Here is a 23457-nt window from a genome sequence, read left to right as displayed (position 1 = left end):
GTGAGACATCTTCGTCTCATCATGGGCACGAGTGTCTCACGAGTGGCCGTCGAGCCGCGTTTCTGTCAGTGCCAGGGCAACTGCCCGCGCCGCGCCCAGTACGCCTGCGGCTCCTCCACGAGCCCGGCGAGGCGGGCCAGCTGGTCCTCGTCCAGGTCCACGACCGCGGCGTGCAGGTTGGAGGCGAGCTGGCCGGCGGTGGCGGCACCGGAGAGGACGACGCCGGCCCAGGGCTGTCGCAGGATCAGGGCGAGGGCGACCGCGTCGCAGCCGAGGCCCGTCTCCGCGGCCACCGCCTTCAGGGCGTCCGGCGCGTACGGGTCCGCGAGCCTGCCGTTGGCCATGCCCTCCTTGACGATCACGGTCAGCCCGGCGTCGTGGGCCTCGGCGAGGGCGGGGGCGGCCGAGGTCTCCAGGGCGTTGTAGGTGGACTGGACCGTGCGGAAGAGGAGTTCGCCGTCGACCGTCACGGCGAGCGCGGCGCGGATGGCGTCGGCCTGGGCGGGGCCGCTGGTGGAGAAGCCGATGCTCACGCCCGCGGCGGCCGCTTCGGCCAGCTTCGCGTGGAGTTCCTTGTCGGTCAGGGCCGGGCTGTCCGGGGTCACCGAGTGGATCTGGTAGAGGTCCAGACGGTCGCCGAGGAGCTCGGCGGTTTCGCCGCGCTGGCGGACGTAGGTCTGGACGCTGTGGTCCTTGACCTCGTGTTTCTCGGCGTCGGTGGTCCAGGCTGCGGTGTAGGTGTAGCCCCATTTGCTGCCTACGACGATGTCGTCGATGTCGGGGCGCGCGTTCAGCCAGTCGGCGAGGAACTCCTCGGAGCGGCCGTAGGAGCGGGCGGCGTCGAAGTAGCGGACGCCCTGGAAGTAGGCGGCGTCGAGGAGTTCATGGGTGCGGGCGCGGAGCTTCTCGACGCTGCGGTTCTGTCCGAGGTCTTCGTCGCGGCCGAGGTTGATGTAGCCGGGGCGGCCGACGGCCGCGAGCCCGAGTCCGATGTGGCAGGTGGGGGTTGTCGCTGTTGCCAGGCGGGCGAAGGGCATCGCGGGCTCCGTTCGGTCGGGTCCGGTGACGGTCTCCGACCAACGTAACCCGCGATGACCTTTGGATTCGCCCAAGAGCTCGGTCGGTGCGGTGCTTTGGCGGCTGCGGGCTCATTGTGGCTTGTCGCGCCCCGCGGCGGAGCCGCAAAGAGATGCAGCCCCGCGCCCCTGAAGGACCTTCGGTCCTCAGAGGCGATCCCACCCGAAAGCTACTTCTTCTTGGCCGTTGCCCACTCGTGCTGTGCCGCCACGTTCGCCTTCACCTCTGCCAGCTGTACCGCCACCGCGCTCGGCGCCGTGCCGCCGCGGCCGTTGCGGGAAGCCAGCGCGCCCGGCACGTTCAGTACCGTCCGCACCTCCGGCGTCAGATGGGCGCTGATCTTCGCGAACTGTTCGTCCGTCAGGTCGCCCAGTTCCTTGCCCTCGGCCTCCGCGGCCTTGACGCACTCACCGGCGACCTCGTGGGCGACACGGAAGGGCACGCCCTGCCTGACCAGCCACTCGGCGATGTCGGTGGCGAGGGAGAAGCCCGCCGGGGCCAGCTCCTCCATGCGCTCGCGGTGGACCGTCAGGGTGGCCATCATGCCGGTGAAGGCGGGGAGCAGGACCTCGAGCTGGTCGCAGGAGTCGAAGACCGGCTCCTTGTCCTCCTGGAGGTCGCGGTTGTACGCCAGCGGGAGCGCCTTGAGAGTGGCCATGAGGCCCGTCAGGTTGCCGATCAGGCGGCCGCTCTTGCCGCGCGCCAGCTCCGCGATGTCCGGGTTCTTCTTCTGCGGCATGATCGACGAGCCGGTCGAGAACGCGTCGTGCAGGGTCACGAAGGAGAACTCCTTCGTGTTCCAGATGATGATCTCCTCGGCGATCCGGGAGAGGTTCACGCCGATCATCGCGGTGATGAAGGCGAACTCGGCGACGAAGTCACGCGACGCCGTGCCGTCGATCGAGTTGCCGACGCTGCCGTGCTCGAAGCCAAGGTCCGCGGCGACCGCCTCCGGGTCCAGGCCCAGGGAGGAGCCGGCCAGGGCGCCCGAGCCGTAGGGGGAGACCGCCGTCCGCTCGTCCCACTGACGCAGCCGCTCCGCGTCCCGGGACAGGGACTGCGCGTGCGCCAGGACATGGTGGGCGAAGAGCACCGGCTGGGCGTGCTGGAGGTGGGTGCGGCCGGGCATCGCCACGTCCGGGTGGGCCTCGGCCAGGCCGATCAGCGCGTCCTGGAGCTCGGCGATGAGGCCGCCGATGATCCGGGCGTGGTCCCGCAGGTACATGCGGAAGAGGGTCGCGACCTGGTCGTTGCGGGAGCGGCCCGCGCGGAGCTTGCCGCCGAGGTCGGGGCCGAGGCGCTCCAGGAGGCCACGCTCGAGGGCCGTGTGGACGTCCTCGTCGGCGATCGTGCCCACGAAGGAACCGTCGGCGACGTCCGCCGCGAGCTGGTCCAGGCCCGCGGTCATCCGCGTCAGCTCGTCGTCCGTGAGCAGTCCCGCCTTGTGGAGCACGCGCGCGTGGGCACGCGAACCGGCGATGTCATAGGGCGCCAGCCGCCAGTCGAAGTGGACGGACGCGGACAGCTTCGCCAGGGCCTCGGCGGGGCCGTCGGCGAAACGGGCGCCCCAGAGCCGGACATCACCGCTGTTGCTGCTCACTTGCGTTGCTCCTAGAGAGGGTGTGGCGCCTGCACTGTCATGCATGAGTATGCAGTGCAATGCATGATTCGTCAATCGCGGTCGGTTCGGCCACGAATTCAAGAGTCCTTTGAACACGGGAAACCGCTTACCCGTACTTCCCGCCGAACGCAGGCGCCGCGTTTGTACAACACAGCAACGACGACACCCCTCGACCCTTGTGAGGCATCAGCATGTCCAGGGCTCTTCCGAAGTACAACAAGCGCCGCGTCGCGTTCATCGGCGGTGCCACCGCCCTCGTGCTGACCGGTGCGGTGATCGCCGGTTCCGCCCTCGCCGGAGAGAGCTCCAAGAGCAACGGCACGACCAACGCGCAGACCCTCGCCGCCCCCGGCACCATCAGCTGCCCGGACGTGGCCTCCCAGCTCCCCGCGATCCCGGCGACCGCGCAGGCCGAGGTCGACCGCAACCTCACCCTCCTGCAGACCCAGATCGACGAGGCCAACCAGCGCCTGATCGACACCGTGGGCCAGGGCGGAGCCAACTTCGTCCAGAACGCCATCCTCGGCCCGCTGGAGGACAAGCGGATCGCCGTGGTCAACCGCATCGCCACCGCCATCGGACGCACCGCCGACCGCCCGGCGGGTCTGGAGGCGCTCGCGCCCTGCGCGCTCAACACGGGCGGCGCCGCCGAGGAAGAGGCGGGAGCGGGAGCGGGCGAGGAGGCCGGCGCCGGCGAGGAGGCCGAGGCCGCCCCGAGCGCCACGGCGTCGGACGCCGCCGAGGAGGCGGGCAACGAGGCCGGCGAGGAAGCGGGCAACGCCGGCGTCGGGACCATCACCTGCCCGGACGTGGCCTCCCAGCTCCCCGCGATCCCGGCGACCGCGCAGGCCGAGGTCGACCGCAACCTCGCCCTTCTGCAGACGCAGATCGACGAGGCCAACGAGCGTCTGGTCAACACGGTCGGCCAGGGCGGACCGAACTTCGTCCAGAACGCCATCGTCGGCCCGCTGGCCAGCAAGCGCACCGCCGCCATCGAGCGCATCGCCATCTCCATCGGCCGTACCGCCGAGAAGCCGCAGGGCCTGGAGTCCCTCGCCGCCTGCACGCTCACGAAGTGACGTGACAGGCGCCGTGGCCGCCCCGTCTCCAGCGCCGGCCGGGGCGGCCACGGCGATGCGTGTGCGGACGCCTGCCGGATGGATACCGCAATTCATTAGACAGGCGAAAGAGTTGCACCCATAATCGTTAGACATGGGAAAGACGTATGAACGCATAGACGGCAGGCTGCGCACCTTCATCGAGGCGCAGCCCATTTTCTTCACCGCGACCGCCCCTCTCTCCGGCGACGGCACGGTCAACCTCTCCCCCAAGGGCCTCAAGGGCTCTTTCGCGGTTCTGGACGAACTCACCTTCGCCTACCTGGACTTCGCGGGATCCAACGCCGAGACGGTCGCGCATCTGCGGGAGAACGGCCGGATCACCTTGATGTGGTGCGCGTTCGAGGGCCCGCCCAACATCGTCCGGGTGCACGGCCGCGGCGAGGCGGTCCTGCGGGACGACCCGCGCTTCAAGGAACTCCTCGGCCACTTCCCGGACATCGACCCGGGCCTGCACGGACTGCGGGCGATCATCGTCGTGACGGCCGAGACGATCCGCGACTCCTGCGGCTACGCGGTGCCCTTCATGACGTACGACGAGGACCGCGATCTGCACGCCAGGCGCTTCGCGCGCGAGGACGACGCATCACTGAGCGCCTACTTCGCCAAGCGCCAGATCGCCACGAGCCTGGATGGCCTACCCGGGCTGCCACTGCCGCTGCCTCCCTCTACGGTCTGAGCCATGCGCTCCCCCGCCGTCGCCACGGCTCTCGTGTCCGCGTCCCTTCTCGTACTCGGTGCCGTGCCCGGCGGCGGGCGGCCCCTGCCCGCCCGGATGGCCGACACGGGGGGCGGCACGCAGCTGATCACCGCGGTCGCCGCGCGGACCGGCTCGACCACCGGCACGCTCACCTGGTGGGATCTGCGCAACGGGCAGTGGGTGCGGGCCGGTTCGGCCAAGGCCCGGTTCGGGGCGAACGGACTCGTCGAGGGAGCCTCGCGCCGGCAGGGCACCAGCACGACACCGACGGGGCTCTACGACCTGCCGTACGCCTTCGGCATCAAAGAGGCGCCGGACGGGACGACGTACAAGTACCGTCCCGTGCACGAGAGATCCTGGTGGTGCCAGGACAACGACTCCCGCTCCTACAACCGTTGGAGCGAGCCCCGCGCCAAGGACTGCCGGGCCGCCGAGTCCGAGCATCTGATCTCGTACGAGAAGCAGTACGCCCACGCCATGGTCATCGGCTTCAACTACACCGAGCCCGTGCGCGGCCGGGGTGCCGGGATCTTCCTCCATGTCAACGGCAACGGGGCGACGGCGGGTTGTGTGTCGGTGTCCGCGGACGCCATGCGGCGGATCCTCCGGTGGGCCGGCCCGGACGACGATCCGCACATCGCGATCGGCACGACGAGCGGACGTACGGCGATCACCCGGTACTGAGGGGTTACCACGAGTCACTCCAGTCCGCCCCGAACTCGGCCGGGCTCTGAACACACGGGCGTCGCGGCACGTACCTCTGGGCCAAGGGACCACGCCAACCCCCTTGCCCCGCTCCCGGAGGAACCGTGACCACCACGCTCGCAGGCGGCCGCGCCGCCCGCCGCCAGACGATGCGCCGCATCCGCCCGCGCCGCTCCCCGGCCGTCCCGCTGGTGATCGCCCTATGGGCGGGCGCGGCCGCGGTGCTGTGGCTGTGGTGGGACAACACACCGTCCCTCGCGGACAACACCGCCAAGATCCTCGCCGCGGGCCGGATCACCGGTCTGCTCGCCGGCTATCTCATGGCGCTCGTGGTGCTCCAGATGGCCCGGGTGCCCGCTCTGGAACGGCGGGTGGGCTCGGACCGAGTCGCCCGCTGGCACGCGATGAGCGGCCGCTACACGGTCAGCCTCGTCATCGCGCACGTCTTCCTCATCACCTGGGCGTACGCGCTCCAGGCCGGCAAGACGCTCGGCGACGTCGTGCAGCAGTTCATCGACCTGATCACCACCCTGCCCGACATGGGCAAGGCGGCCATCGGCACCGGGCTGCTGCTGGTCATCGCGCTGCTGTCGATCGGCGGGGTCCGGCGCCGGCTGCCGTACGACACCTGGTACCACGTGCACCTGCTCACGTACGCCGTGGTGTACCTGACGTTCTGGCACCAGATCACCACCGGCAACGAGTTCGCCGTCGAGCCGACCGCGAAGACCTTCTGGTACGGCCTGTACGGCGCGGTCACCGCGCTGGTCGTCTGGTACCGGATCATCACGCCGCTCCGTCTCAACCTGCGCCACCGGATGTATGTCGAGGCGGTCATCGAGGAGACACCGGGCATCGTGTCGGTCCTCATCGGCGGCAAGAAGCTGCACCGGATGGGCGCGGAGGCGGGGCAGTTCTTCCGCTGGCGGTTCATGGCGCCGGGCATGCGCTTCAGCTCGCACCCGTACTCGCTGTCGGCGGCACCGCGTCCGGACATGCTGCGGATCACGGTCAAGGCGATCGGCGACCACACCGCCCGGCTGCGTGAACTGACGCCCGGCACCAAGGTGTGGGCCGAGGGCCCGTACGGCGCCCTCACCGCCCAGCGCCGCAGCCGCGGCAAGGTGCTGCTGGTCGCGGGCGGGGTCGGCATCACGCCGATGCGGGCGCTGTTCGAGACGCTGCCCGGGGCGTCCGGCGACATCACGCTGCTCTACCGGGCCAACAGCACCCAGGACCTGGCGCTCTGGGACGAACTGGCCGCCATCGCCGACGAGCGGGGCGCCCGGCTGATGTACGCGGTCAACAGTCCGGACGGCGAGCGGCCCGACATCTCGGCGGAGCGGCTGCAGCAGAAGCTGCCGGACATCGAGGAGCACGACGTCTTCATGTGCGGGCCGCCCGGCTTCGCGCAGGGCGTGTACGAGGCACTGCGCGGTGCGGGTGTGCCCGCCCGCCGCATCCATCACGAGTCGTTCGAGATGTGAGCGACGGGACCTTCAAAGACTTCAGGAGCTTGGAAGCCATGAGGAAGAGTCACCCGATCCGGCGTGTCGTCCTGGCCGGCGCCGCCACCGTCTCAGGGATCGTGCTGCTGCTGTCGCTCAAACCGGGGTCGGACCCGGCCTCGGCGTCCGCGGCAGGCGGTGCGGCCCCGCAGCAGACCGCGGCGGCACAGGAGTCCGCGCAGGGCGGCGCCCAGGCGGCCACCGGCACGGCGACCGGCGACGCCGTGGAGACCCAGTACGGGGCCATCCAGGTCCGTATCACCTTCGTCAACAACAAGATCACCAAGGCCGAGACGGTCCAGCAGCCAAAGGGCGGCCAGAGCGACCAGATCACCGGCAACGCGGTGCCGAAGCTCAACGCGGCGACACTCGCCAAGCAGAGTGCGCAGATCGACACGGTGTCCGGGGCGACCTACACCAGCGAGGGCTACAAGAAGTCGCTCCAGTCCGCCATCGACAAGGGCAACGCCGCGGCCGCGACGGGAGCGTCCTCGCCGGCCCCCTCGGAGAGCGCGGGCAACGCCGAGGCCGCCGCCCCCAAGGTCGTCACCGGCACCGTCTCCCAGACCCAGTACGGCCCCGTCCAGGTCCGTGTCACGGTCAGCAACGGCAAGATCACCAAGGCCGAGGCGGTCCAGCAGCCCACCGGGGGCCAGAGCGACCAGGTCAACGGCAACGCCATCCCGAAGCTCAACCAGGCGGCGGTCGCGGCGGGCAACGCGGACATCGACGCGGTCTCGGGCGCGACCTATACGAGCGCCGGCTACAAGCAGTCCCTGCAGTCGGCGCTGGACCAGGCCGGTGGCTGACACGGTGGCCGAACCGGCAGAAGCTCCCGCCGCGGTACGTCATACGGAGGAGGTCATGGGGACCGTCTTCTCCTTCGACGTCCGCGGCGGGGAACCGGCCGCCGTCGAGGCGGCCCTGGCGAAGGCGGTCGCGGGTCTGCATCGCGCCGACGCCGTCTTCAGCACGTACCGCGACGACAGCCAGATCTCCCGGCTGGCCCGCGGTGAGCTGACGGTCGACGACTGCGACCCCGAGGTCGCCGCGGTCCTGGCCCTGGGCGCCGAGGCGGAGGAAGCGAGCGACGGCTGGTTCAGCCTGCGCTACGAGGGCCGCCTGGACCCGACGGGCATCGTCAAGGGCTGGGCCGTCGAACGCGCGGCACGCGCCCTCGCCGAGGCCGGGGCGACCGGGGTGAGCCTCAACGGCGGCGGCGACGTACAGCTGCTGGGGACGCCGGGTCCGCAGCGGCCATGGCGGGTGGGGGTGGCGGATCCGCTGCGGCCGGGGGGCCTGGCGGCGGTGGTGTCGGCGGCGGGGACGACCGAACTGGCCGTGGCGACATCCGGTACGGCCGAGCGCGGCGCCCACATCGTCGACCCCCGCACCGGCCGCTCGGCGGTCACGGACCTGGTCGCGGTGACCGTGGTGACTCCCAGCGTGACCTGGGCGGACTGCTGGGCGACGGCGGCGTTCGCGATGGGGTCGCGGGAGGGCTTGCGGTGGCTGGAGTCGCTGCCGGACGTGGAGGCACTGCTGATCACGGCGGGCGACGAGGTCCGGTGCACCGGCGGCCTGGCTTCAAGACTGGGCTGAGTGCACCCGCCCGGGGGCGGGTGCTTCGTGGCTGGTCGCGCCCACGCGGCGGAGTCGCACATCGATACAGCCCGCGCCCCCGGCACACCTCGGACACCACCCCACTCAGTGGCCGTTCTGAGCCAACCGCAACAAGTGCTCGGCCAACGCCTGCCCCCCAGTGGGATCCCGGCTGATCAACATCAACGTGTCGTCACCCGCGATCGTCCCGAGAATGTCCTGCAGCTCGGCCTGATCGATCGCCGACGCCAGGAACTGCGCGGCACCCGGTGGCGTCCGCAGAACGACAAGGTTCGCGGACGCCTCCGCGGAGATCAGCAGCTCCTGGGAGAGCCGCCGCATCCGCTCCTCCTTGGCGGACTCCCCGAGCGGCACGCGAGGAGTACGGAACCCACCCTCACTCGGCACCGCGTAGATCAGGTCGCCGTCGTTGTTACGGATCTTCACCGCGTTCAGCTCGTCCAGATCCCGGGAGAGCGTCGCCTGTGTGACGCTCAGCCCGTCGTCGGACAGCAGCTTGGCCAACTGGCTCTGCGAACGCACCGGTTGCCGGTTGAGGATGTCCACGATCCGGCGGTGCCGTGCGGTGCGGGTCTGCGGTACGGCAGGCCCGTGGGTCTGCTCGTGATCCTGCGCCTGGCTCATCGACGTCTCATCTCTCCGGCTCATCCATCCCCGTTGGCCACGTCCAGGATGCCGGGCAGCGCCTGGAGCAGCGCCGCCACCTCGTCGTCGCCGAGGTTCAGCGGCGGCATCAGCCGTACGACATCGGGGGCGGGCGCGTTCACCAGGAAACCGGCGTCCTGAGCCGCCTGCTGCACCTGGGGCGCGAGCGGCTCGGTGAGCACGATACCCAGGAGGAGGCCGGAGCCCCGGACGTGGGAGATCAGCGGGTGCCCCAGGGCCTCGACTCCGTCGGACAGCGCGGCGCTCTGGCGCTTGACGTTGTCGAGCAGCCCCTCGCCCGCGATGGTGTCGAGCACGGCGAGCCCGGCGGCGCAGGCGACCGGGTTGCCGCCGAAGGTCGTGCCGTGGTGGCCGGGCTGGAGCAGCTCGGCGGCCCGGCCGAAGGCCACGGTCGCGCCGAGCGGCAGGCCGCCGCCGAGCTGCTTGGCGAGGGTGACGACGTCCGGCAGGACACCCTCGTGGGCCTGGTACTCGAACCAGTGGCCGGTCCGGCCGATGCCGGTCTGCACCTCGTCCAGCACCAGCAGCGCACCCTTGGCCGCCGTGATCGCCCGGGCCGCCTTCAGATAGCCGGCGGGCGGCACGATCACGCCGTTCTCGCCCTGGATCGGCTCGATGACGACGAGGGCTGTCTCCTCGGTGACCGCGGCGGCCAGCGCCTGCGCGTCGCCGAACGGCACGTGCGTGACGTCGCCGGGCAGCGGCAGGAAGGGTTCCTGCTTGGCGGGTTGGCCGGTGAGGGCGAGGGCACCCATGGTCCGGCCGTGGAAACCTCCGCTGGTGGCGACCATGTGGGTCCGTCCGGTCAGCCGGCCGATCTTGAAGGCGGCCTCGTTGGCCTCGGCGCCGGAGTTGCAGAAGAAGACCTTGCCGTCCCGCCCGAAGTGCTGGACGAGCCGTTCGGCGAGGGCGACGGTGGGCTCGGCCATGAAGAAGTTGGAGATGTGGCCGAGGGAGGCGATCTGCTTGCTGACGGCCTCGACGATCGCCGGGTGAGCGTGGCCGAGCGCATTGGTGGCGATGCCGCCGACGAAGTCGTAGTACTGCTTGCCCTCGGTGTCCCAGACCTTGAGGCCCGCACCGCGGACGAGGGGCAGCCGGGGGGTGCCGTAGTTGTTCATGAGCGAGCCCTGCCACCGCTGGGTGAGCTCTGCGTTGGTCGCGGTACCGGTCATTCCCCATCCCCCTCTTCGGCATCCGCCACGACCATCGTGCCGATGCCTTCGTCGGTGAAGATCTCCAGCAGGATCGAGTGCTGGACCCGCCCGTCGATGACCCGGGCCGTGTTGACGCCGCCTCGCACGGCGTGCAGGCAGCCCTCCATCTTCGGGACCATGCCGGAGCTCAACTCCGGCAGCAGCTTCTCCAGTTGGGAAGCCGTGAGGCGGCTGATCACCTCGTCGCTGTTCGGCCAGTCCTCGTAGAGACCCTCGACGTCCGTGAGGACCATGAGGGTTTCGGCGCCCAGAGCAGCAGCGAGTGCCGCAGCCGCCGTATCAGCATTGACGTTGTAGACATGTCCGTCGTCCTGGCTACGGGCGATCGACGAGACGACCGGGATCCGGCCGTCGGCGAGCAGTGCCTCGATCGCGCCCGTGTCGATCGCGGTGATCTCGCCCACCCGCCCGATGTCGACCAACTCGCCGTCGATCTCGGGCTGGTGCTTGGTGGCGGTGATGGTGTGCGCGTCCTCGCCGGTGAGTCCCACGGCGAGCGGTCCGTGCTGGTTGAGGAGCCCGACGAGCTCGCGCTGCACGTGCCCGGCCAGCACCATGCGTACGACGTCCATGGCGTCCTCGGTGGTGACCCGCAGGCCGGCCTTGAACTCGCTGACGATGCCGGCCTGGTCGAGGGCGGCGCTGATCTGCGGGCCGCCGCCGTGCACGACGACCGGCTTGAGGCCGGCGTGGTGCAGGAAGACGACGTCCTGGGCGAACGCGGCTTTCAGGTCCTCGTCGATCATGGCGTTGCCGCCGAACTTGATGACGACCGTCTTGCCGTTGTGCCGGACCAGCCAGGGCAGCGCTTCGATGAGGATCTGGGCCTTCGGCAGTGCCGTGTGCTTGCGAGTAGTGCTCATGACGAGTAGGCGCTGTTCTCGTGGACGTAGTCGGCGGTGAGGTCGTTGGTCCAGATGGTGGCGGTCTCGGAGCCCGCTGCCAGGTCGGCGACGATGTGCACCTCGCGGTAGCGCATGTCGACCTTGTCGCGGTCCTCGCCGACTCCGCCGCTCTTGCAGACCCAGACGCCGTTGATGGCGACGTTGAGCCGGTCCGGCTCGAAGGCGGCCTGCGTGGTACCGATCGCGGAGAGCACCCGGCCCCAGTTGGGGTCCTCACCGTGGATGGCGCACTTGAGGAGGTTGTTGCGGGCGATGGAGCGGCCCACCTCGACGGCGTCGGCCTCGGTCGCGGCGTTGATCACCTCGACCTTGATGTCCTTGCTGGCGCCCTCGGCGTCCCGGATGAGCTGCTGTCCGAGGTCGTCGCAGACGGCCCGTACGGCCTCGGCGAACTCCTCGTGGCCCGGGGTGACTTCGGCGGCGCCGGAGGCGAGCAGCAGCACGGTGTCGTTGGTGGACATGCAGCCGTCGGAGTCGACGCGGTCGAAGGTCGTGTGCGTGGCGGCGCGCAGCGCCTTGTCCAGCACGTCGCTCTCGACATCCGCGTCGGTGGTGAGGACGACGAGCATGGTGGCGAGGCCGGGGGCGAGCATGCCCGCGCCCTTGGCCATGCCGCCGACGGTCCAGCCGTCCTTGGTGACGACCGACGTCTTGTGGACGCTGTCGGTGGTCTTGATGGCGATGGCGGCCTTCTCGCCGCCGTGCTCACTCAGGGCCTCGGCGGCCGTGGCGACACCCGGCAGCAGCTTGTCCATGGGGAGCAGCACGCCGATCAGGCCGGTGGAGGCGACGGCCACCTCGCCCGCGCCGATACCGAGGACGTCGGCGACCTTCTCGGCGGTGGCGTGCGTGTCCTGGAAGCCCTTGGGACCCGTACAGGCGTTGGCGCCGCCCGAGTTGAGAACGACGGCCGTCAACTGGCCGGCCTTCAGCACCTGCTCGGACCACAGGACGGGGGCGGCCTTCACACGGTTGGAGGTGAAGACGCCGGCGGCGGCGCGGCGCGGCCCGGTGTTGACCACGAGGGCCAGGTCCGGGTTGCCGTTCTCCTTGATCCCGGCGGCGATGCCCGCCGCCTGGAATCCCTTGGCTGCCGTGACGCTCACGGTGCGACTCCGATCGTGGAAAGCCCGGTGGACTCGTCGAGTCCGAGGGCGATGTTCATGCTCTGCAGGGCCCCGCCCGCGGTGCCCTTGGTCAGGTTGTCGATGGCGCTGATGGCGATGATGCGGCCGGCGGCCTCGTCGTACGCGACCTGCACCTGAACGGCGTTGGAACCGTAGACGGACGCCGTCGCGGGCCACTGCCCCTCGGGCAGCAGATGGACGAAGGGCTCGTCGGCGAAGGCCTTCTCGTAGGCGGCGCGGACGGACTCGGCGGTGACGCCGGGCTTCGCCTTGGCAGTGCACGTGGCGAGGATGCCGCGGGACATCGGCGCGAGGGTCGGCGTGAAGGAGACACTCACCTTCTCCGCGGCCGCCCCGCTGAGGTTCTGGATCATCTCGGGCGTGTGCCGGTGACCGCCGCCGACGCCGTACGGCGACATGGAGCCCATGACCTCGGAGCCCAGCAGACTGGCCTTGGGCGCCTTGCCCGCGCCGGAGGTCCCGGAGGCGGCGACGATCACGGCCTCGTTCTCGGCGAGTCCGGCGACGTACGCCGGGAAGAGCGCGAGCGAGACGGCGGTCGGGTAGCAACCGGGCACCGCGATGCGCTTGGACCCCTCCAGCGCGGCGCGGGCACCCGGAAGTTCGGGAAGGCCGTACGGCCAGGTGCCGGCGTGCGGGGAGCCGTAGAACTTCTCCCAGTCGGCGGCTTCCTTCAGCCGGAAGTCGGCGCCCATGTCGACGACGAGGACGTCCGGGCCGAGCTGCTCGGCGACGGCGGCGGACTGGCCGTGGGGCAGGGCGAGGAAGACGACGTCATGACCGGCGAGGACGTCGGCCGTGGTCTCCTGGAGTACGCGGTCGGCCAGCGGCAGCAGATGCGGCTGGAGCGCGCCCAGCTTCTGCCCGGCATTCGAGTTGCCGGTCAGGGCACCGATCTCGACCTCGGGGTGCGCCAGGAGCAGCCGCAGGACTTCGCCGCCCGCGTACCCACTCGCTCCGGCCACTGCCGCACGTACCGCCATGGAATCCTCCTCTTGGATGGCATGACTATACGTTTCGCTGCACGTTTATGCAATCCATGCACGGTCCGGAGCGATCTTTGCCCAGGGCCGAGGGGCTGCGTGACCTCGGCCCGGTGATCGCCATGACACCGATGACCAGCCTGGACCTGACCGGCTTCTCCGAGCGTGAGCCGGGCCCATCGAGGCGGTGTCCGGCTCTGTGGACGGCGTCCCGGCGGTGCGCCAGCTGGTCAAGATGCCGCTGGGCAGCCGGCCCGGGCAGGCGTTCCTCGGCTCCTGGACCGTGCCGAGGGCAGGGTCCGGCACGGTCGTGAAGGTGCAGGCCGCCGAGGGCGCCACGACCGGGATGCGGGAGGCCATGATCATGGCGCAGGTGGGTCCGGCGGAGTACTTCCGGCCCCACCCCTACACGGAGGGACAGCTGGGCGGCCTGCCGTACCACGTCGGCGACCACGAGCAGTGGGACGCCCGGTTTCCCGGCCATCCGCTCACCCTCGTGCGCGCCGCCCTGCACCGGATCACACCCACGATCACCTTCGACGACCGCTTCAAAACCCTGCCGCCGTTCGACGGGCCGAGCGCCCCGCAGCCGCTCCCTCACCCGCCGCCGCCCGGGCGCGGCTGGTTCCGGCGCCGCAAGGACGCCTGAGGGACGCGGGAGGCCCGGCGGGTGCGGGCCGGTGTCGCCCGCACCCGCCGGGATCCGCTAGCGCTGCCTGATCCGCAGGAAGGTGATCGAGTTCGCCGGGAAGGTGTAGGTGAACTCGCCCGCCACCCCGTCGAACGTGGACTTCACCGGCGTGACCGGCGTCTCGGTCTCCGAGTTCACCGCGTTCGGGTCGGCCGTCAGCGTGGTGACGCGGGCCTTGGACGCGACCTTGGCGCCGCCCAGGTCGATCGCCGTGCGGGCCGCCGTGGACTGGGCGTTGACGACCTTGACGATCAGGTCGCCGGTCTTCTTGTCCTTGGTCACGACCTGGCGGAACGGCTCGGCCGGCTTGTCGTCGGTGAAGCTGCCCCACTCCTGTCCGTCGAGGTACAGGGTGACCTGGCGGCCTCTCACCTTGATGTCGATGTCGTAGGCACGGCCCGTCTCGACCGACCCGGCCTTGGAGATCAGCGTCGACTTGCCGCCGTCCGCGGCCTGCTCGACGGCGGACTGGGTGTTGTTCCAGCCGCCGAGGTTCCACCAGTAGTAGTTGCCGGTGTCCTTGACGCCGAAGGCGATGAGGAAGCCCTCCTTGCCGGACTTCTTGGTGGCCTTCACATGCAGGTCGTAGTCGTGCCACTTGGTGTCGCCGGCCGAGACCATGGTGTTCTCGGCGGCCACGTCGGTCTGCACGTACTGACCGTCCTGGACGCTCCAGCTGCCGCCGCCGGTGTGGGTCCACTTCGAGGCGTCACCGGAGAAGTCGTCGCTCAGCAGGGGGTTGCCGTCGGCGTCCGTCACCTTCACGTCGTCGTACGCCGCCGTGGTCGCCCAGGTCGACAGGCCGACCGCACCCGCGATGGGACCCGTCAGCGCCGGTGTCCCGGTGGCCGTGGAGGGCACCACGCGGTCGCCGACATTGGTCATGAAGAGTTTCTGGACCTCGTAGTTGGCGGAGTTCCAGGAGGCGTGGTTGTTGAACCAGACGAGGTCCGGCTGCCACTGGACGTAGTCCTCGTTGGCGAACAGCGGGGCGTACGAGGCGAGTTTGACGACGTCCGCGTTGCGCTCCAGGCCGGTCATGAAGGCCGCTTCGGCGAGACCGTTCTTGAAGGCGTTGCCCCAGGAGGCGTACTCGCCGAGGAAGACCTTCGGGCCGCTGCGGTCGTAGGAGTCGTAGCGGTCGTTGTTCTGCAGGAACCACTGCGGGCTGTTGTAGTAGTGCTCGTCGACCATGTCGACCTTGGCGTCCTTGTTCAGCTGCCAGGCCGTGTCGAAGACCGAGCCGGCGTCGTCGGGGCCGGAGTTGGAGATGACGGTGATGTCCGGGTACTTGGCCGCGATGGCGGCGCGGAACTCCTTGAAGCGGGCGAAGAACTCGACCGGGAGGTTCTCCTCGTTGCCGACCTCGATGTGGGTGAGGTGGAAGGGCTTGGGGTGGCCCATCCGGGCGCGCTTCTTGCCCCAGGTCGAGGTGACCGGGCCGTTGGCGAACTCGATGAGGTCGAGGGTGTCCTGGATGTGCCGCTTGAGCAGCGCCTCGTCGTCGACGGCCTGGTTCTGGCCGCAGCCGGTCACCAGGGCGGGGACGACGGGCAGCGGCATGGCGCCGATGTCCTCGGAGAGGCGGAAGTACTCGTAGTAGCCGAGGCCGTAACTCTGGTTGTAGCCCCAGAAGTTGGAGTTGGTCGCGCGCTCCTCGACCGGGCCGATGGTGTCCTTCCACTGGTAGGAGCGCTTGCGCTGCCAGTCGGAGGCCTCGCTGTAGTCCTCCATCGAGCCGGTGTTGACCAGGCAGCCGCCGGGGAAGCGCACGAAGCCCGGGTGGAGGGCGGCGATCTTCTCGGCGAGGTCCTTGCGCAGGCCGTTCGCCTGGTGCTTGTAGGTGTCGCGCGGGAAGAGGGAGACCATGTCGAGGGCGGCCGCGGCCGAGGAGGCCACGGTCAGACGGCCATTGCTGCTGGTGCGGGTGGCGGTGAAGGTGGCCTTGTACTTGGCCCAGCCGCCCTTCGCGGCGACCTGGCGGGCGGTGGCGAGGCTGCCGTCGGCGTCCTGGAGCGAGACCGTGAGGGTCGTGCCGCTCTCGGCGCGGGCCCACACGGAGAAGTCGTACTTCTTGCCCTCCTCGACGTGGACACCGGTGTTGTATCCGGCGTTGGTCACGGTCGAACCGGCGGCCAGGGAGAGGTAGTTGCGGTTGCGCGCATTGAGCCGGCCGTCGTCGTTCACGACCTGTCCGGTGCCGTCGACGGTCCAGGAGGTGAGGGGGGTGTACGAGCGGTTGTCGTCCGTGGAGTACTCGAAGGACCGGTTCTGGACGAGCTCGGCGTACAGGCCTCCATCGGCGGCCCGGTTGATGTCCTCGAAGAAGACGCCGTACATCGTGTCGTCGATCTTCGCGCCCTTGGCGGTGGGGTCGACGGTGATGGCGTAGTCGGCGGTGTCCTCGGCATGGGCGGGGGCCGGCATGAGACCGGCCGTCACCAGGAACGCGGTGGCGGCGAGGCCGAATCTCCAGCGGGTGCGTGACATGGATGCTCCGCGGCTCGATCGGGGGTGCTGTTCGAAATATCAGACACTGATCAACACTTCGAACGGCAAGATAGGGAGAGGGACTCGCGAGGTCAACGGGTCGGGCGGTACCGAAAGTGTCGGAAGGGGGGAACGAGTGGGCGGATTCTGGCCAGTGCCGGAGGTACTGACGTACCTGGCCGGGAGTTGGCGGGTCGAACGGTCCGTGCGGGACCTGGCGAGCGGGGACACCGGGCACTTCTCGGGCACGACGGTTTTCGGCCCATGGGACGGCGAAGGGCTGCTGCACCAGGAATCCGGCACCTTCACCTGGCAGGGCGTCGCCCGCCCCGCCGAGCGCACCTTGCGCTTCCTGCCCGGGACTTCGCCGGCCGAGACCGAGGTGCGCTTCGCCGACGGCCGCTACTTCCACGACCTGGACCTGACCTCCGGCCACCACGTCACCGACCACCCCTGCGCGGCGGACCTCTACCGCGGCGAGTTCACCGTCCTCGACGAGCAACACTGGCGGACGGTGTGGCAGGTGGGCGGCCCCGCCAAGGACCTCGTCCTCACGACCGAGTACGCACGCGAGACACCAGACGGATCACGCGGCGGCTGAGCGCCGGGCTCACAGACCACGGGCACGCGTCGCGGCCCGGGGCGACGCCTACGAAGGCCAGGGCCACAACCACACGGCCCCGGGTCACACCCCCAAGGGCCGACGCCACACTCCCAAGCCTGGCTTCACACCCGCGAGGGCCGGGCCGGCACCGCACCGAACGGGGACCCGGACCCCACCCGCGACAACCCGAGCCACGCCCGCAAGGCCTGGCTTCACGTCCGCGACGGCCGGGCCGGCACCGCACCGAACGGGGACCCGGACCCCACCCGCGACAACCCGAGCCACGCCCGCAAGGCCTGGCTTCACGTCCGCGACGGCCGGGCCGGCACCGCACCGAACGGGGACCCGGACCCCACCCGCGACAACCCGAGCCACGCCCGCAAGGCCTGGCTCACACCCGCGACGGCCGGGCCGGCACCGCACCGAACGGGGACCCGGACCCCACCCGCGACAACCCGAGCCACGCCCGCGAGGCCTGGCTTCACATCCGCGAGGCCTGGGCGCACGAGTCGTCGGGCGGAGTCAGGACCGCATCCGCGAGGGTCCGAGCCACGTCCGCGACGGCTCGGGACACGGCACCAGGGCGCGGAGCACACCCGCCGGGCTCACGCCCGTGACGGCTGGGCCTGGGCCCCGTCGAAGCGCAGGTTCCAGCGGCCCGCGTGGCCGGTGACGGTGGTCGTGGAGAGGGGGCGGACGTCGATGTTCCAGTACGTCGACGGCGGCGCCTTCAGGGCGTACACCACCGCGGCGCGGACCACCGAGGGCTCGGCGACTGCGACGATACGGCCGCCGTCGTCCACGGGCCGGGTGTCGAGCCAGCCGCCGACGCGGGAGATGAAGGCCAGCAGCGACTCGCCGCCGTGCGGGATACCGCGTGGGTCGGCGAGCCAGGCGTCCACCGCCTCCGGTTCGCGCGCCATCGCCTCGCCCAGCGTCAGCCCGCGCCAGCGGCCCATGTCACAGTCCCGCAGGGCGAGTTGCACGAGCGGGGCGTAGCCGAGCCCGTCCCCGGTCGCGCGGCTGCGCGGAGTCGGTGAGCAGTAGCGCAGTTCGGCCGCGGCCAGCGGCAGCAAGTCCCCCGCGGCGCGCTGCACCTCGTCCCAGCCGGCCTGGTCGAGCGGCCGATCGTCCTCGAAGCGCTCCGCGAGCAGCGGGGAGCTGCGGGCGGCGGCGACGAATGTGACCCGAAGTGCCATGCGGCGATGGTGAGTGGAGAAAGTGCGCAGGTCAAGAGGTGTTACCCGGGAGTTACGCAGGGTTGGCAAAACCTTACTGCAAGGTCAGGACCTGCCGGACAACTCACCAGAAACGAGGGGCCTTAGTAGAGGTACGCCATCCAGTGATCCGGGTTCGCGAGCGGCGCGAAGCCGGCCTTCTCGTACACCCCGTGCGCGTCATGCGTGGCGAGCAGGATGCGGCGCAGCCCGTACGGCCGCAGCTCTTCGCGTACGGCCTCGACGAGCGCGGTCCCGATCCCCTTGCCCCGCACGGACGGATCGACATACACATCGCACAGCCACGCGAAAGTGGCCCGGTCGGTGATGATCCGGGCATACGCCACCTGCTCCCCCGAAGCCGTCTCATAGACCCCGAAGTTGAGCGATCCCCCGATCGCCCGGTCCTGCTTCTCCCGGGGGCGGCCGACCGCCCAGTACGCGTCGGTGGAGAGCCAGTGGTGGACGCGGGCGGCGTCGATACGGTCGGGGTCGGTGGAGATCTCGTAGCCGGCGGCGAGGTCGTTCATGCCGGGATCTTCGCAGGGCCGGAGGCCCTGGTCGAACGGTTTCCAGGGGGCGTTGTCAGTGCCGGATGCGACGCTGAGTCCATGACCGGGATCACGGGCCCCGCCGACTACACATGGCTGAAGGAGCAGTACGAGCTCTTGATGCAGGCGTACTGCGTCACCCTGGTCCGGGGGCTCACGGCCGACGAACTGCTGGAGGAGCTCAAGGCCGAGCCCGCGGGCCGGCTGACCGGCGTCGACCTGCTGTACGAGCCGTGCTACGACCTGTCCGACCACGACCGGCTGTTCGTGGGCGCGGCGACCCTGGACGGCTGGGCGCTGATGGTGGAGTTCAACGGCTACCTGGGCGTCACTCCCGAGGCCATGCTCCCCGTCTCGCGCGGGCGCCGAGCGGTCTCCCACTTCCGCAACGTCAACGCGGTGGACCACTTCTACTGGTTCGAGGACGGCGACATACGCCTGCACTTCGAACCGCTCTTCCCCTACGCCCGCGACGGCAGCCGTCCCGACGGACTCCTCGCGGAGATGCGGGAGTCGGGCTTCGACCTGCGCGACGCCGACGACCGGGACTTCGGCCCGCACACCGAGGCGTCCTTCGCGCTGGCGCACCGCCTCACCGGCGTACGCCTGACGCCTGAGCTGTTCGCCTCCGCCGAGTTCAGGTGCGGCATCGCCCCGACCGGTTAGAGCACCTCGTCCGCCGCCTGCCGCAACCGCCGTACCCCCTCCGCGATCTCCCCGACCCCCGCCACCGCCGCGAAACTCAACCGCACATGCCCCGCCGGTGGCTCCGCGCTGAAGTACGGGCGGCCCGGGGTGATCGCGACCCCCGCGCGCAGGGCGGCCGCCGTCAGCGCGGCCTCCCTCCTGGAGCCGAAAGCCTGGGAGGTGCTCCCGGAATCGTCCGGCAGGCGCAGCCAGAGGTGGTAGCCGCCCGAGGGGACGTGCGGGAGGGCGAGTTCGGGGAGGTGGAGGCCGAGCGCCGTGGTCATGGCGTCCCGACGCGTCTTCAAGTCCGTGGAGATCGCCCGCAGATGACGCGGCCAGGCGGCCGACCCCACGAGTTCCAGCGCCGCCTCCTGCAAGGGGCGCGGCACGAAGAAGGTGTCGACGACCTGGATGGCACGCAGCCGTTCCAGCACCGGCCCCCGCGCGGCGAGCGCACACACCCGGAAGCTGGGCGAGGTCGCCTTGGTCAGCGAGCACACATGGACGACGACCCCGTCGGCGTCCTCGGCGGCCAGCGGACGCGGCAGTTCGCCCGCGTCCGCGTGCACGAGCCGTCGTACGAAATCGTCCTCGACGACGAACGCGCCGGCCTCGCGCGCGATGCGCAGCACCTCGCCCCGGCGTTCAGGCGCGAGCACGGCACCGGTCGGGTTCTGGAACAGCGGCTGGCAGACGAACACCCGGGCGCCGGTGGCCCGGAAGGCGTCGGCCAGCAGCTCCGGCTTGACCCCGTCCGGGTCGACCGGGACGGGCACGGGCCGCAGCCCGGCCGCTCGGGCGATCGCCAGCATGCCGGGGTAGGTGGGCGACTCGACGAGCACCGGGGCCCCGGGAGCGGCCAGCGCACGCAGCGCGATGGTCAGCGCCGACTGCCCGCCGGCGGCGATCAGCACCTCCGCCGCCGTGACGGAGCCGCCGATGCTCCGCGCGAACCACGAGCGCAGCTCCGTCAGCCCCTCCATGGGCGGCCGGCCCCAGGCGCCGGGACGGCGCGCGGCACGGGAGAGCGCGGCGGCGAGTGCCTGCTCGGGCTGGAGCGAGGGGTGCAGATAGCCGCCGGTGAACTCGATCACCTCGGGCGGCGGCTCGGTGAGGGAGACCAGGACACCGCTCGCGTCCACCGAGCGCGGCACGAGGTCGGTGGACGCGTCCGCGCTCAGCGCCACCTCCTGCCAGGAGGTGTCCCCCACCGGGGCGGCCGTGGTGCGCGGTACCGCCCGGAACACCCCGGCACCGGGCCGGGTGACGACGAGCCCCTCGGCGGCCAGCTGCGCCAGCGCCCGGGAGACCGTCACCGGGCTCACCCGGTACTGCTCGACCAGGGCTCGACTCGACGGGAGCTTTCCACCCGCGGAGTAGCGGTTCAGTTCACTTCTCAGCCGTTCCGCCAGCTCATCGACGCTGCTACGCTCTTGCATGAGAGTACAGAGTAGCGCTACTGACCCGATCACGATAGCGGTCGGCGCCAAGCCGAACACCACTGCCGGCACCCTGGTTGCCGCCCTCGGCGTCGTCGCCTTCTCCCTCACCTTCCCGGCGACAGCATGGGGTCTGGAGGGCTTCGGGCCCTGGTCACTGGTCGGGGTGCGGAGCGTGCTCGCCGCGCTGATCGCCGGATCCTGTCTGCTGGCGCTGCGCGTTCCCGTTCCCGCCCGCCGCCACTGGGCGGGGCTCGCGGTGGTCGCCGGCGGTGTCGTCGTCGGCTTCCCGATGCTCACCACTCTCGCGCTGCGGACCTCGACCACCTCCCACGCCGCCGTGGTGGTCGGCCTGCTCCCGCTCACCACGGCGCTGTTCTCCGCCCTGCGCATGGGCACCCGCCCGTCCCGTACCTTCTGGACGGCCGCCCTCGCGGGCGCGGCCGCGGTCCTCGCCTTCACCGTGCAGCAGAGCGGCGGCGCCCTCACCTCCGCCGACCTGTATCTCTTCGGCTCCCTGCTGGTGTGCGCGGCCGGCTACACCGAGGGCGGCCGGCTGGCCAAGGTCATACCGGGCTGGCAGGTCGTCGGCTGGGCGCTGGTGCTGTGCCTGCCGTTCTCCGTGCCCGCGACCGTGGTGGCCCTGTCGTACGAACCCGTGCACCTCACCGCGCACAGCGTGACCGGACTGCTGTGGGTCGCGGCGGGCTCGCAGTTCCTCGGTCTGGTCGTCTGGTACCGGGGCATGGCCATGATCGGCATCCCCAAGGCCAGCCAGTTGCAGTTGGCCCAGCCCCTGCTCACACTGGTGTGGTCGGTGCTGCTGCTGGGTGAGCACCTGACGGTGGCCGCCCCGCTGACGGCCGCGGCGGTGCTTGTCTGCATCGCCGTCACCCAGCGGGCGCGAGGCTGAGCGGCGCGCACGGGACGGTCCAACCGGGCCGCCGCGCCGTAAACTCAAGGCCACGGACCGCTGCTTCCGCACCTCGTGAGGAGGACCCACAGATGCTTGCAACCGTGGGCGACCAGCTTGTGCAGCACGGCAGGGTGGTCGGACAACACGACAAGATCGGCGAGATCGTCGAAGTGATGGGACAAGGGGGCAACCCCCCGTACCGCGTCCGCTTCGAGGACGGGCACGTGGGCGTGTGCTCACCCGGCCCCGACAGCGAGATCCGTCACAAGGACACCGCGCACTAGGTCAGCGTGAAGGCCTCGCCGGCTGCTGGTAGTGGTCGGCGACCACGCGCGCCATCGCGCCGACGGGATCCGCCGACACCTCCTTGGCCGCGAAGAAGACATGCCCGCACAGCTCCGGGTGGTCCTTGGCGAGGGTGAGGTGCCGGGACAGTTCGGCGGGGTCCTGCCAGGCGGCCGGCTGGGCCGGATCCCCCGCTTTGTAGAGGGCCTCGCCCAGATACAGCTTCGTCCTGCTCCCCCGCGCCACCTCGGCCCACCAGGGCGCCAGTGTCGCGTAGTCGGCGGCGGCGAAGCCGATGTTCCAGTAGAGCTGCGGCACGAGGTAGTCGATCCAGCCCTCGCGGACCCACTTGCGGGTGTCCGCGTAGTTGTCGTCGTACGACTGCACACCCGCCCGTGTGTCGGAGCCGAGCGGATCGGTGGCGGCGTTGCGCCACACCCCGAAGGGGCTGATGCCGAAGCGGGTGGCGGGCCGGGTCTGCCGGATGCGGGCCGCGGTCTCCAGCACCAGTCGGTCGATGTTGTCCCGCCGCCAGTCGGCCCGGGTGGCGAAGCCGCCGCCGTGCTCGTCGTAGGCCGCGTCGTCGTCGAAGGTCTGGCCCGCCACCGGGTACGGATAGAAGTAGTCGTCGAAGTGGACGGCGTCCACCGGGTACTTCTCCACCGCGTCCAGGATCGCGTCCTGCACGAAGGAGCGGACCTCGGGCAGCCCGGGGTTGTAGTAGAGCTTCCCGCCGTAGGCCACCACCCACTCCGGGTTCCGGCGGGCGGGGTGGGAGGCGACCAGTTTTGTCAGGTCCGCCTGGTTGGAGATGCGGTACGGGTTGAACCAGGCGTGCAGTTCCAGGCCCCGCTCGTGCGCCTCCCGCACGGCTGTGCCGAGCGGGTCCCAGCCGGGGGACTTGCCCTGGGTGCCGGTGAGGTACTGCGACCAGGGCTCGTACGGCGAGGGCCAGAGCGCGTCCGCGGTGGGCCGTACCTGGAGGATCACGGCGTTGAGACGGTCCGCCACCGCCTTGTCGAGGTGCGCCATCAGCTCGGCGCGCTGCTGGGCGGCGGTCAGCCCGGTCCTGGAGGGCCAGTCGCGGTTGGCCACACTGGCGATCCAGACGCCCCGCATCTCCCGGACCTCGCGCGGTCGGCGGGCCGGTGCGGCCGACGCGGTGCCCGACGCTGTCGTGACCGTGGAAAGCACGGCCAGCGCGAACGCCCGGCGTGACAAACGCCCCATCTGTACACCCCGAAACACGGCGGATCCGCCCGACCGCGGACCGTTCGCGCCCAGGATGCCCGACCCCGCCGATCGA

23 protein-coding genes are annotated in these 23457 nt (G+C 70.6%); 11 read left to right on the top strand and 12 right to left on the bottom strand.

What is annotated here, in order from left to right; all coding sequences use genetic code 11:
- Positions 1-65 precede the first annotated feature (65 nt).
- Both QF037_RS37825 and argH read right to left on the bottom strand, forming a co-directional pair.
- Positions 66-1037: an aldo/keto reductase gene (locus QF037_RS37825; RefSeq protein ID WP_307033144.1), complete on the bottom strand. Its 972-nt coding sequence runs from the start codon at positions 1035-1037 to the stop codon at positions 66-68.
- Between the two features lie 209 nt (positions 1038-1246).
- Positions 1247-2677 carry an argininosuccinate lyase gene (gene argH, locus QF037_RS37820; protein WP_307033142.1) on the bottom strand — a complete coding sequence of 477 codons (1431 nt, stop codon included), beginning with the start codon at positions 2675-2677 and terminating at the stop codon, positions 1247-1249.
- A gap of 212 nt (positions 2678-2889) precedes the next feature.
- Between argH and QF037_RS37815 the strand changes: the two genes are divergently transcribed.
- From QF037_RS37815 to QF037_RS37790, 6 genes are all read left to right on the top strand, one after another.
- Entirely contained in the window at positions 2890-3777 is an 888-nt protein-coding gene (locus QF037_RS37815) for a hypothetical protein (RefSeq protein ID WP_307033140.1), read from the top strand.
- A gap of 133 nt (positions 3778-3910) precedes the next feature.
- The gene (locus QF037_RS37810; RefSeq protein WP_307033138.1) at positions 3911-4495 is read left to right on the top strand and encodes a pyridoxamine 5'-phosphate oxidase family protein; all 585 of its coding nucleotides are present in this window, start codon (positions 3911-3913) and stop codon (positions 4493-4495) included.
- 3 nt (positions 4496-4498) lie between these two features.
- On the top strand, positions 4499-5200 hold the full coding sequence (locus QF037_RS37805) for a L,D-transpeptidase family protein (RefSeq protein ID WP_307033136.1): 702 nt from the start codon (positions 4499-4501) through the stop codon (positions 5198-5200).
- A 125-nt stretch (positions 5201-5325) separates the two neighbouring features.
- Complete coding sequence (locus tag QF037_RS37800) at positions 5326-6708, top strand: ferredoxin reductase family protein (RefSeq protein WP_307033134.1); 1383 nt, start codon at positions 5326-5328, stop codon at positions 6706-6708.
- Between the two features lie 38 nt (positions 6709-6746).
- Positions 6747-7538: an FMN-binding protein gene (locus QF037_RS37795; RefSeq protein ID WP_307033132.1), complete on the top strand. Its 792-nt coding sequence runs from the start codon at positions 6747-6749 to the stop codon at positions 7536-7538.
- A gap of 55 nt (positions 7539-7593) precedes the next feature.
- Positions 7594-8331, top strand: coding sequence for an FAD:protein FMN transferase (locus tag QF037_RS37790; protein ID WP_307033130.1), 738 nt, complete (start codon positions 7594-7596; stop codon positions 8329-8331).
- A gap of 105 nt (positions 8332-8436) precedes the next feature.
- Here the strand turns inward: QF037_RS37790 and QF037_RS37785 are convergent, their stop codons facing one another.
- The 5 genes from QF037_RS37785 to argC are packed head-to-tail and all read right to left on the bottom strand — an operon-like array spanning position 8437 to position 13271.
- Positions 8437-8976: an arginine repressor gene (locus QF037_RS37785; protein ID WP_307033128.1), complete on the bottom strand. Its 540-nt coding sequence runs from the start codon at positions 8974-8976 to the stop codon at positions 8437-8439.
- Between the two features lie 20 nt (positions 8977-8996).
- Positions 8997-10193 carry an acetylornithine transaminase gene (locus tag QF037_RS37780; protein ID WP_307033126.1) on the bottom strand — a complete coding sequence of 399 codons (1197 nt, stop codon included), beginning with the start codon at positions 10191-10193 and terminating at the stop codon, positions 8997-8999.
- Entirely contained in the window at positions 10190-11098 is a 909-nt protein-coding gene (argB, locus tag QF037_RS37775) for an acetylglutamate kinase (RefSeq protein WP_307033124.1), read from the bottom strand. The genes QF037_RS37780 and argB overlap by 4 nt, the downstream gene beginning before the upstream one ends.
- Positions 11095-12246 carry a bifunctional glutamate N-acetyltransferase/amino-acid acetyltransferase ArgJ gene (gene argJ / locus QF037_RS37770; protein ID WP_307033122.1) on the bottom strand — a complete coding sequence of 384 codons (1152 nt, stop codon included), beginning with the start codon at positions 12244-12246 and terminating at the stop codon, positions 11095-11097. Before argJ ends, argB begins: the two co-directional genes overlap by 4 nt.
- Entirely contained in the window at positions 12243-13271 is a 1029-nt protein-coding gene (gene argC, locus QF037_RS37765; protein ID WP_307033120.1) for an N-acetyl-gamma-glutamyl-phosphate reductase, read from the bottom strand. Before argC ends, argJ begins: the two co-directional genes overlap by 4 nt.
- Before the next feature lie 187 nt (positions 13272-13458).
- Here argC and QF037_RS37760 point away from each other — a divergent pair, with 187 nt between their 5' ends.
- Entirely contained in the window at positions 13459-13920 is a 462-nt protein-coding gene (locus QF037_RS37760) for a hypothetical protein (protein WP_307033118.1), read from the top strand.
- Between the two features lie 57 nt (positions 13921-13977).
- On the opposite strand, the gene QF037_RS37755 is transcribed toward QF037_RS37760, so the two are convergent.
- The gene (locus tag QF037_RS37755) at positions 13978-16452 is read right to left on the bottom strand and encodes an alpha-L-arabinofuranosidase C-terminal domain-containing protein (RefSeq protein ID WP_307033115.1); all 2475 of its coding nucleotides are present in this window, start codon (positions 16450-16452) and stop codon (positions 13978-13980) included.
- Between the two features lie 136 nt (positions 16453-16588).
- Here QF037_RS37755 and QF037_RS37750 point away from each other — a divergent pair, with 136 nt between their 5' ends.
- Positions 16589-17053, top strand: coding sequence for a DUF6314 family protein (locus QF037_RS37750; RefSeq protein ID WP_307033113.1), 465 nt, complete (start codon positions 16589-16591; stop codon positions 17051-17053).
- A gap of 608 nt (positions 17054-17661) precedes the next feature.
- Here the strand turns inward: QF037_RS37750 and QF037_RS37745 are convergent.
- The gene (locus QF037_RS37745) at positions 17662-18255 is read right to left on the bottom strand and encodes a histidine phosphatase family protein (RefSeq protein WP_307033111.1); all 594 of its coding nucleotides are present in this window, start codon (positions 18253-18255) and stop codon (positions 17662-17664) included.
- 122 nt (positions 18256-18377) lie between these two features.
- Positions 18378-18803: a GNAT family N-acetyltransferase gene (locus QF037_RS37740; protein WP_307033109.1), complete on the bottom strand. Its 426-nt coding sequence runs from the start codon at positions 18801-18803 to the stop codon at positions 18378-18380.
- An 81-nt stretch (positions 18804-18884) separates the two neighbouring features.
- On the opposite strand from QF037_RS37740, the gene QF037_RS37735 reads away from it, so the two are divergent.
- Positions 18885-19490: a DUF6461 domain-containing protein gene (locus QF037_RS37735; protein ID WP_307033107.1), complete on the top strand. Its 606-nt coding sequence runs from the start codon at positions 18885-18887 to the stop codon at positions 19488-19490.
- Here QF037_RS37735 and QF037_RS37730 read toward each other — a convergent pair.
- Positions 19487-20950 (bottom strand): aminotransferase-like domain-containing protein, encoded by a 1464-nt coding sequence (locus QF037_RS37730; RefSeq protein WP_307033105.1) that lies wholly within the window; start codon positions 20948-20950, stop codon positions 19487-19489. The two genes, QF037_RS37735 and QF037_RS37730, sit on opposite strands and share 4 nt — an antisense overlap.
- On the opposite strand from QF037_RS37730, the gene QF037_RS37725 reads away from it, so the two are divergent.
- Both QF037_RS37725 and QF037_RS37720 read left to right on the top strand, forming a co-directional pair.
- Positions 20949-21863: a DMT family transporter gene (locus QF037_RS37725; protein ID WP_307033103.1), complete on the top strand. Its 915-nt coding sequence runs from the start codon at positions 20949-20951 to the stop codon at positions 21861-21863. The two genes, QF037_RS37730 and QF037_RS37725, sit on opposite strands and share 2 nt — an antisense overlap.
- Before the next feature lie 92 nt (positions 21864-21955).
- Entirely contained in the window at positions 21956-22150 is a 195-nt protein-coding gene (locus tag QF037_RS37720; protein ID WP_307033101.1) for a DUF1918 domain-containing protein, read from the top strand.
- 1 nt (position 22151) lies between these two features.
- Here the strand turns inward: QF037_RS37720 and QF037_RS37715 are convergent, their stop codons facing one another.
- The gene (locus tag QF037_RS37715) at positions 22152-23381 is read right to left on the bottom strand and encodes a glycoside hydrolase family 10 protein (RefSeq protein ID WP_307033099.1); all 1230 of its coding nucleotides are present in this window, start codon (positions 23379-23381) and stop codon (positions 22152-22154) included.
- Positions 23382-23457 lie beyond the last annotated feature (76 nt).

It is taken from the genome of Streptomyces canus (genome assembly GCF_030815415.1).
Taxonomy (GTDB): domain Bacteria; phylum Actinomycetota; class Actinomycetes; order Streptomycetales; family Streptomycetaceae; genus Streptomyces; species Streptomyces canus_F.
This window is presented reverse-complemented; position numbering and strand designations above follow the sequence as displayed.

Excerpts from the sequence above, each read along its gene's own strand:
- QF037_RS37825 (WP_307033144.1), bottom strand. The coding sequence starts at position 1,037 with ATGCCCTTCGCCCGCCTGGCAACAGCGACAACCCCCACCTGCCACATC.
- QF037_RS37815 (WP_307033140.1), top strand. The coding sequence starts at position 2,890 with ATGTCCAGGGCTCTTCCGAAGTACAACAAGCGCCGCGTCGCGTTCATC.
- QF037_RS37810 (WP_307033138.1), top strand. The coding sequence starts at position 3,911 with ATGGGAAAGACGTATGAACGCATAGACGGCAGGCTGCGCACCTTCATC.
- QF037_RS37805 (WP_307033136.1), top strand. The coding sequence starts at position 4,499 with ATGCGCTCCCCCGCCGTCGCCACGGCTCTCGTGTCCGCGTCCCTTCTC.
- QF037_RS37795 (WP_307033132.1), top strand. The coding sequence starts at position 6,747 with ATGAGGAAGAGTCACCCGATCCGGCGTGTCGTCCTGGCCGGCGCCGCC.
- QF037_RS37790 (WP_307033130.1), top strand. The coding sequence starts at position 7,594 with ATGGGGACCGTCTTCTCCTTCGACGTCCGCGGCGGGGAACCGGCCGCC.
- QF037_RS37785 (WP_307033128.1), bottom strand. The coding sequence starts at position 8,976 with ATGAGCCAGGCGCAGGATCACGAGCAGACCCACGGGCCTGCCGTACCG.
- QF037_RS37780 (WP_307033126.1), bottom strand. The coding sequence starts at position 10,193 with ATGACCGGTACCGCGACCAACGCAGAGCTCACCCAGCGGTGGCAGGGC.
- argB (WP_307033124.1), bottom strand. The coding sequence starts at position 11,098 with ATGAGCACTACTCGCAAGCACACGGCACTGCCGAAGGCCCAGATCCTC.
- argC (WP_307033120.1), bottom strand. The coding sequence starts at position 13,271 with ATGGCGGTACGTGCGGCAGTGGCCGGAGCGAGTGGGTACGCGGGCGGC.
- QF037_RS37755 (WP_307033115.1), bottom strand. The coding sequence starts at position 16,452 with ATGTCACGCACCCGCTGGAGATTCGGCCTCGCCGCCACCGCGTTCCTG.
- QF037_RS37745 (WP_307033111.1), bottom strand. The coding sequence starts at position 18,255 with ATGGCACTTCGGGTCACATTCGTCGCCGCCGCCCGCAGCTCCCCGCTG.
- QF037_RS37740 (WP_307033109.1), bottom strand. The coding sequence starts at position 18,803 with ATGAACGACCTCGCCGCCGGCTACGAGATCTCCACCGACCCCGACCGT.
- QF037_RS37735 (WP_307033107.1), top strand. The coding sequence starts at position 18,885 with ATGACCGGGATCACGGGCCCCGCCGACTACACATGGCTGAAGGAGCAG.
- QF037_RS37725 (WP_307033103.1), top strand. The coding sequence starts at position 20,949 with ATGAGAGTACAGAGTAGCGCTACTGACCCGATCACGATAGCGGTCGGC.
- QF037_RS37730 (WP_307033105.1), bottom strand. The coding sequence starts at position 20,950 with ATGCAAGAGCGTAGCAGCGTCGATGAGCTGGCGGAACGGCTGAGAAGT.
- QF037_RS37720 (WP_307033101.1), top strand. The coding sequence starts at position 21,956 with ATGCTTGCAACCGTGGGCGACCAGCTTGTGCAGCACGGCAGGGTGGTC.
- QF037_RS37715 (WP_307033099.1), bottom strand. The coding sequence starts at position 23,381 with ATGGGGCGTTTGTCACGCCGGGCGTTCGCGCTGGCCGTGCTTTCCACG.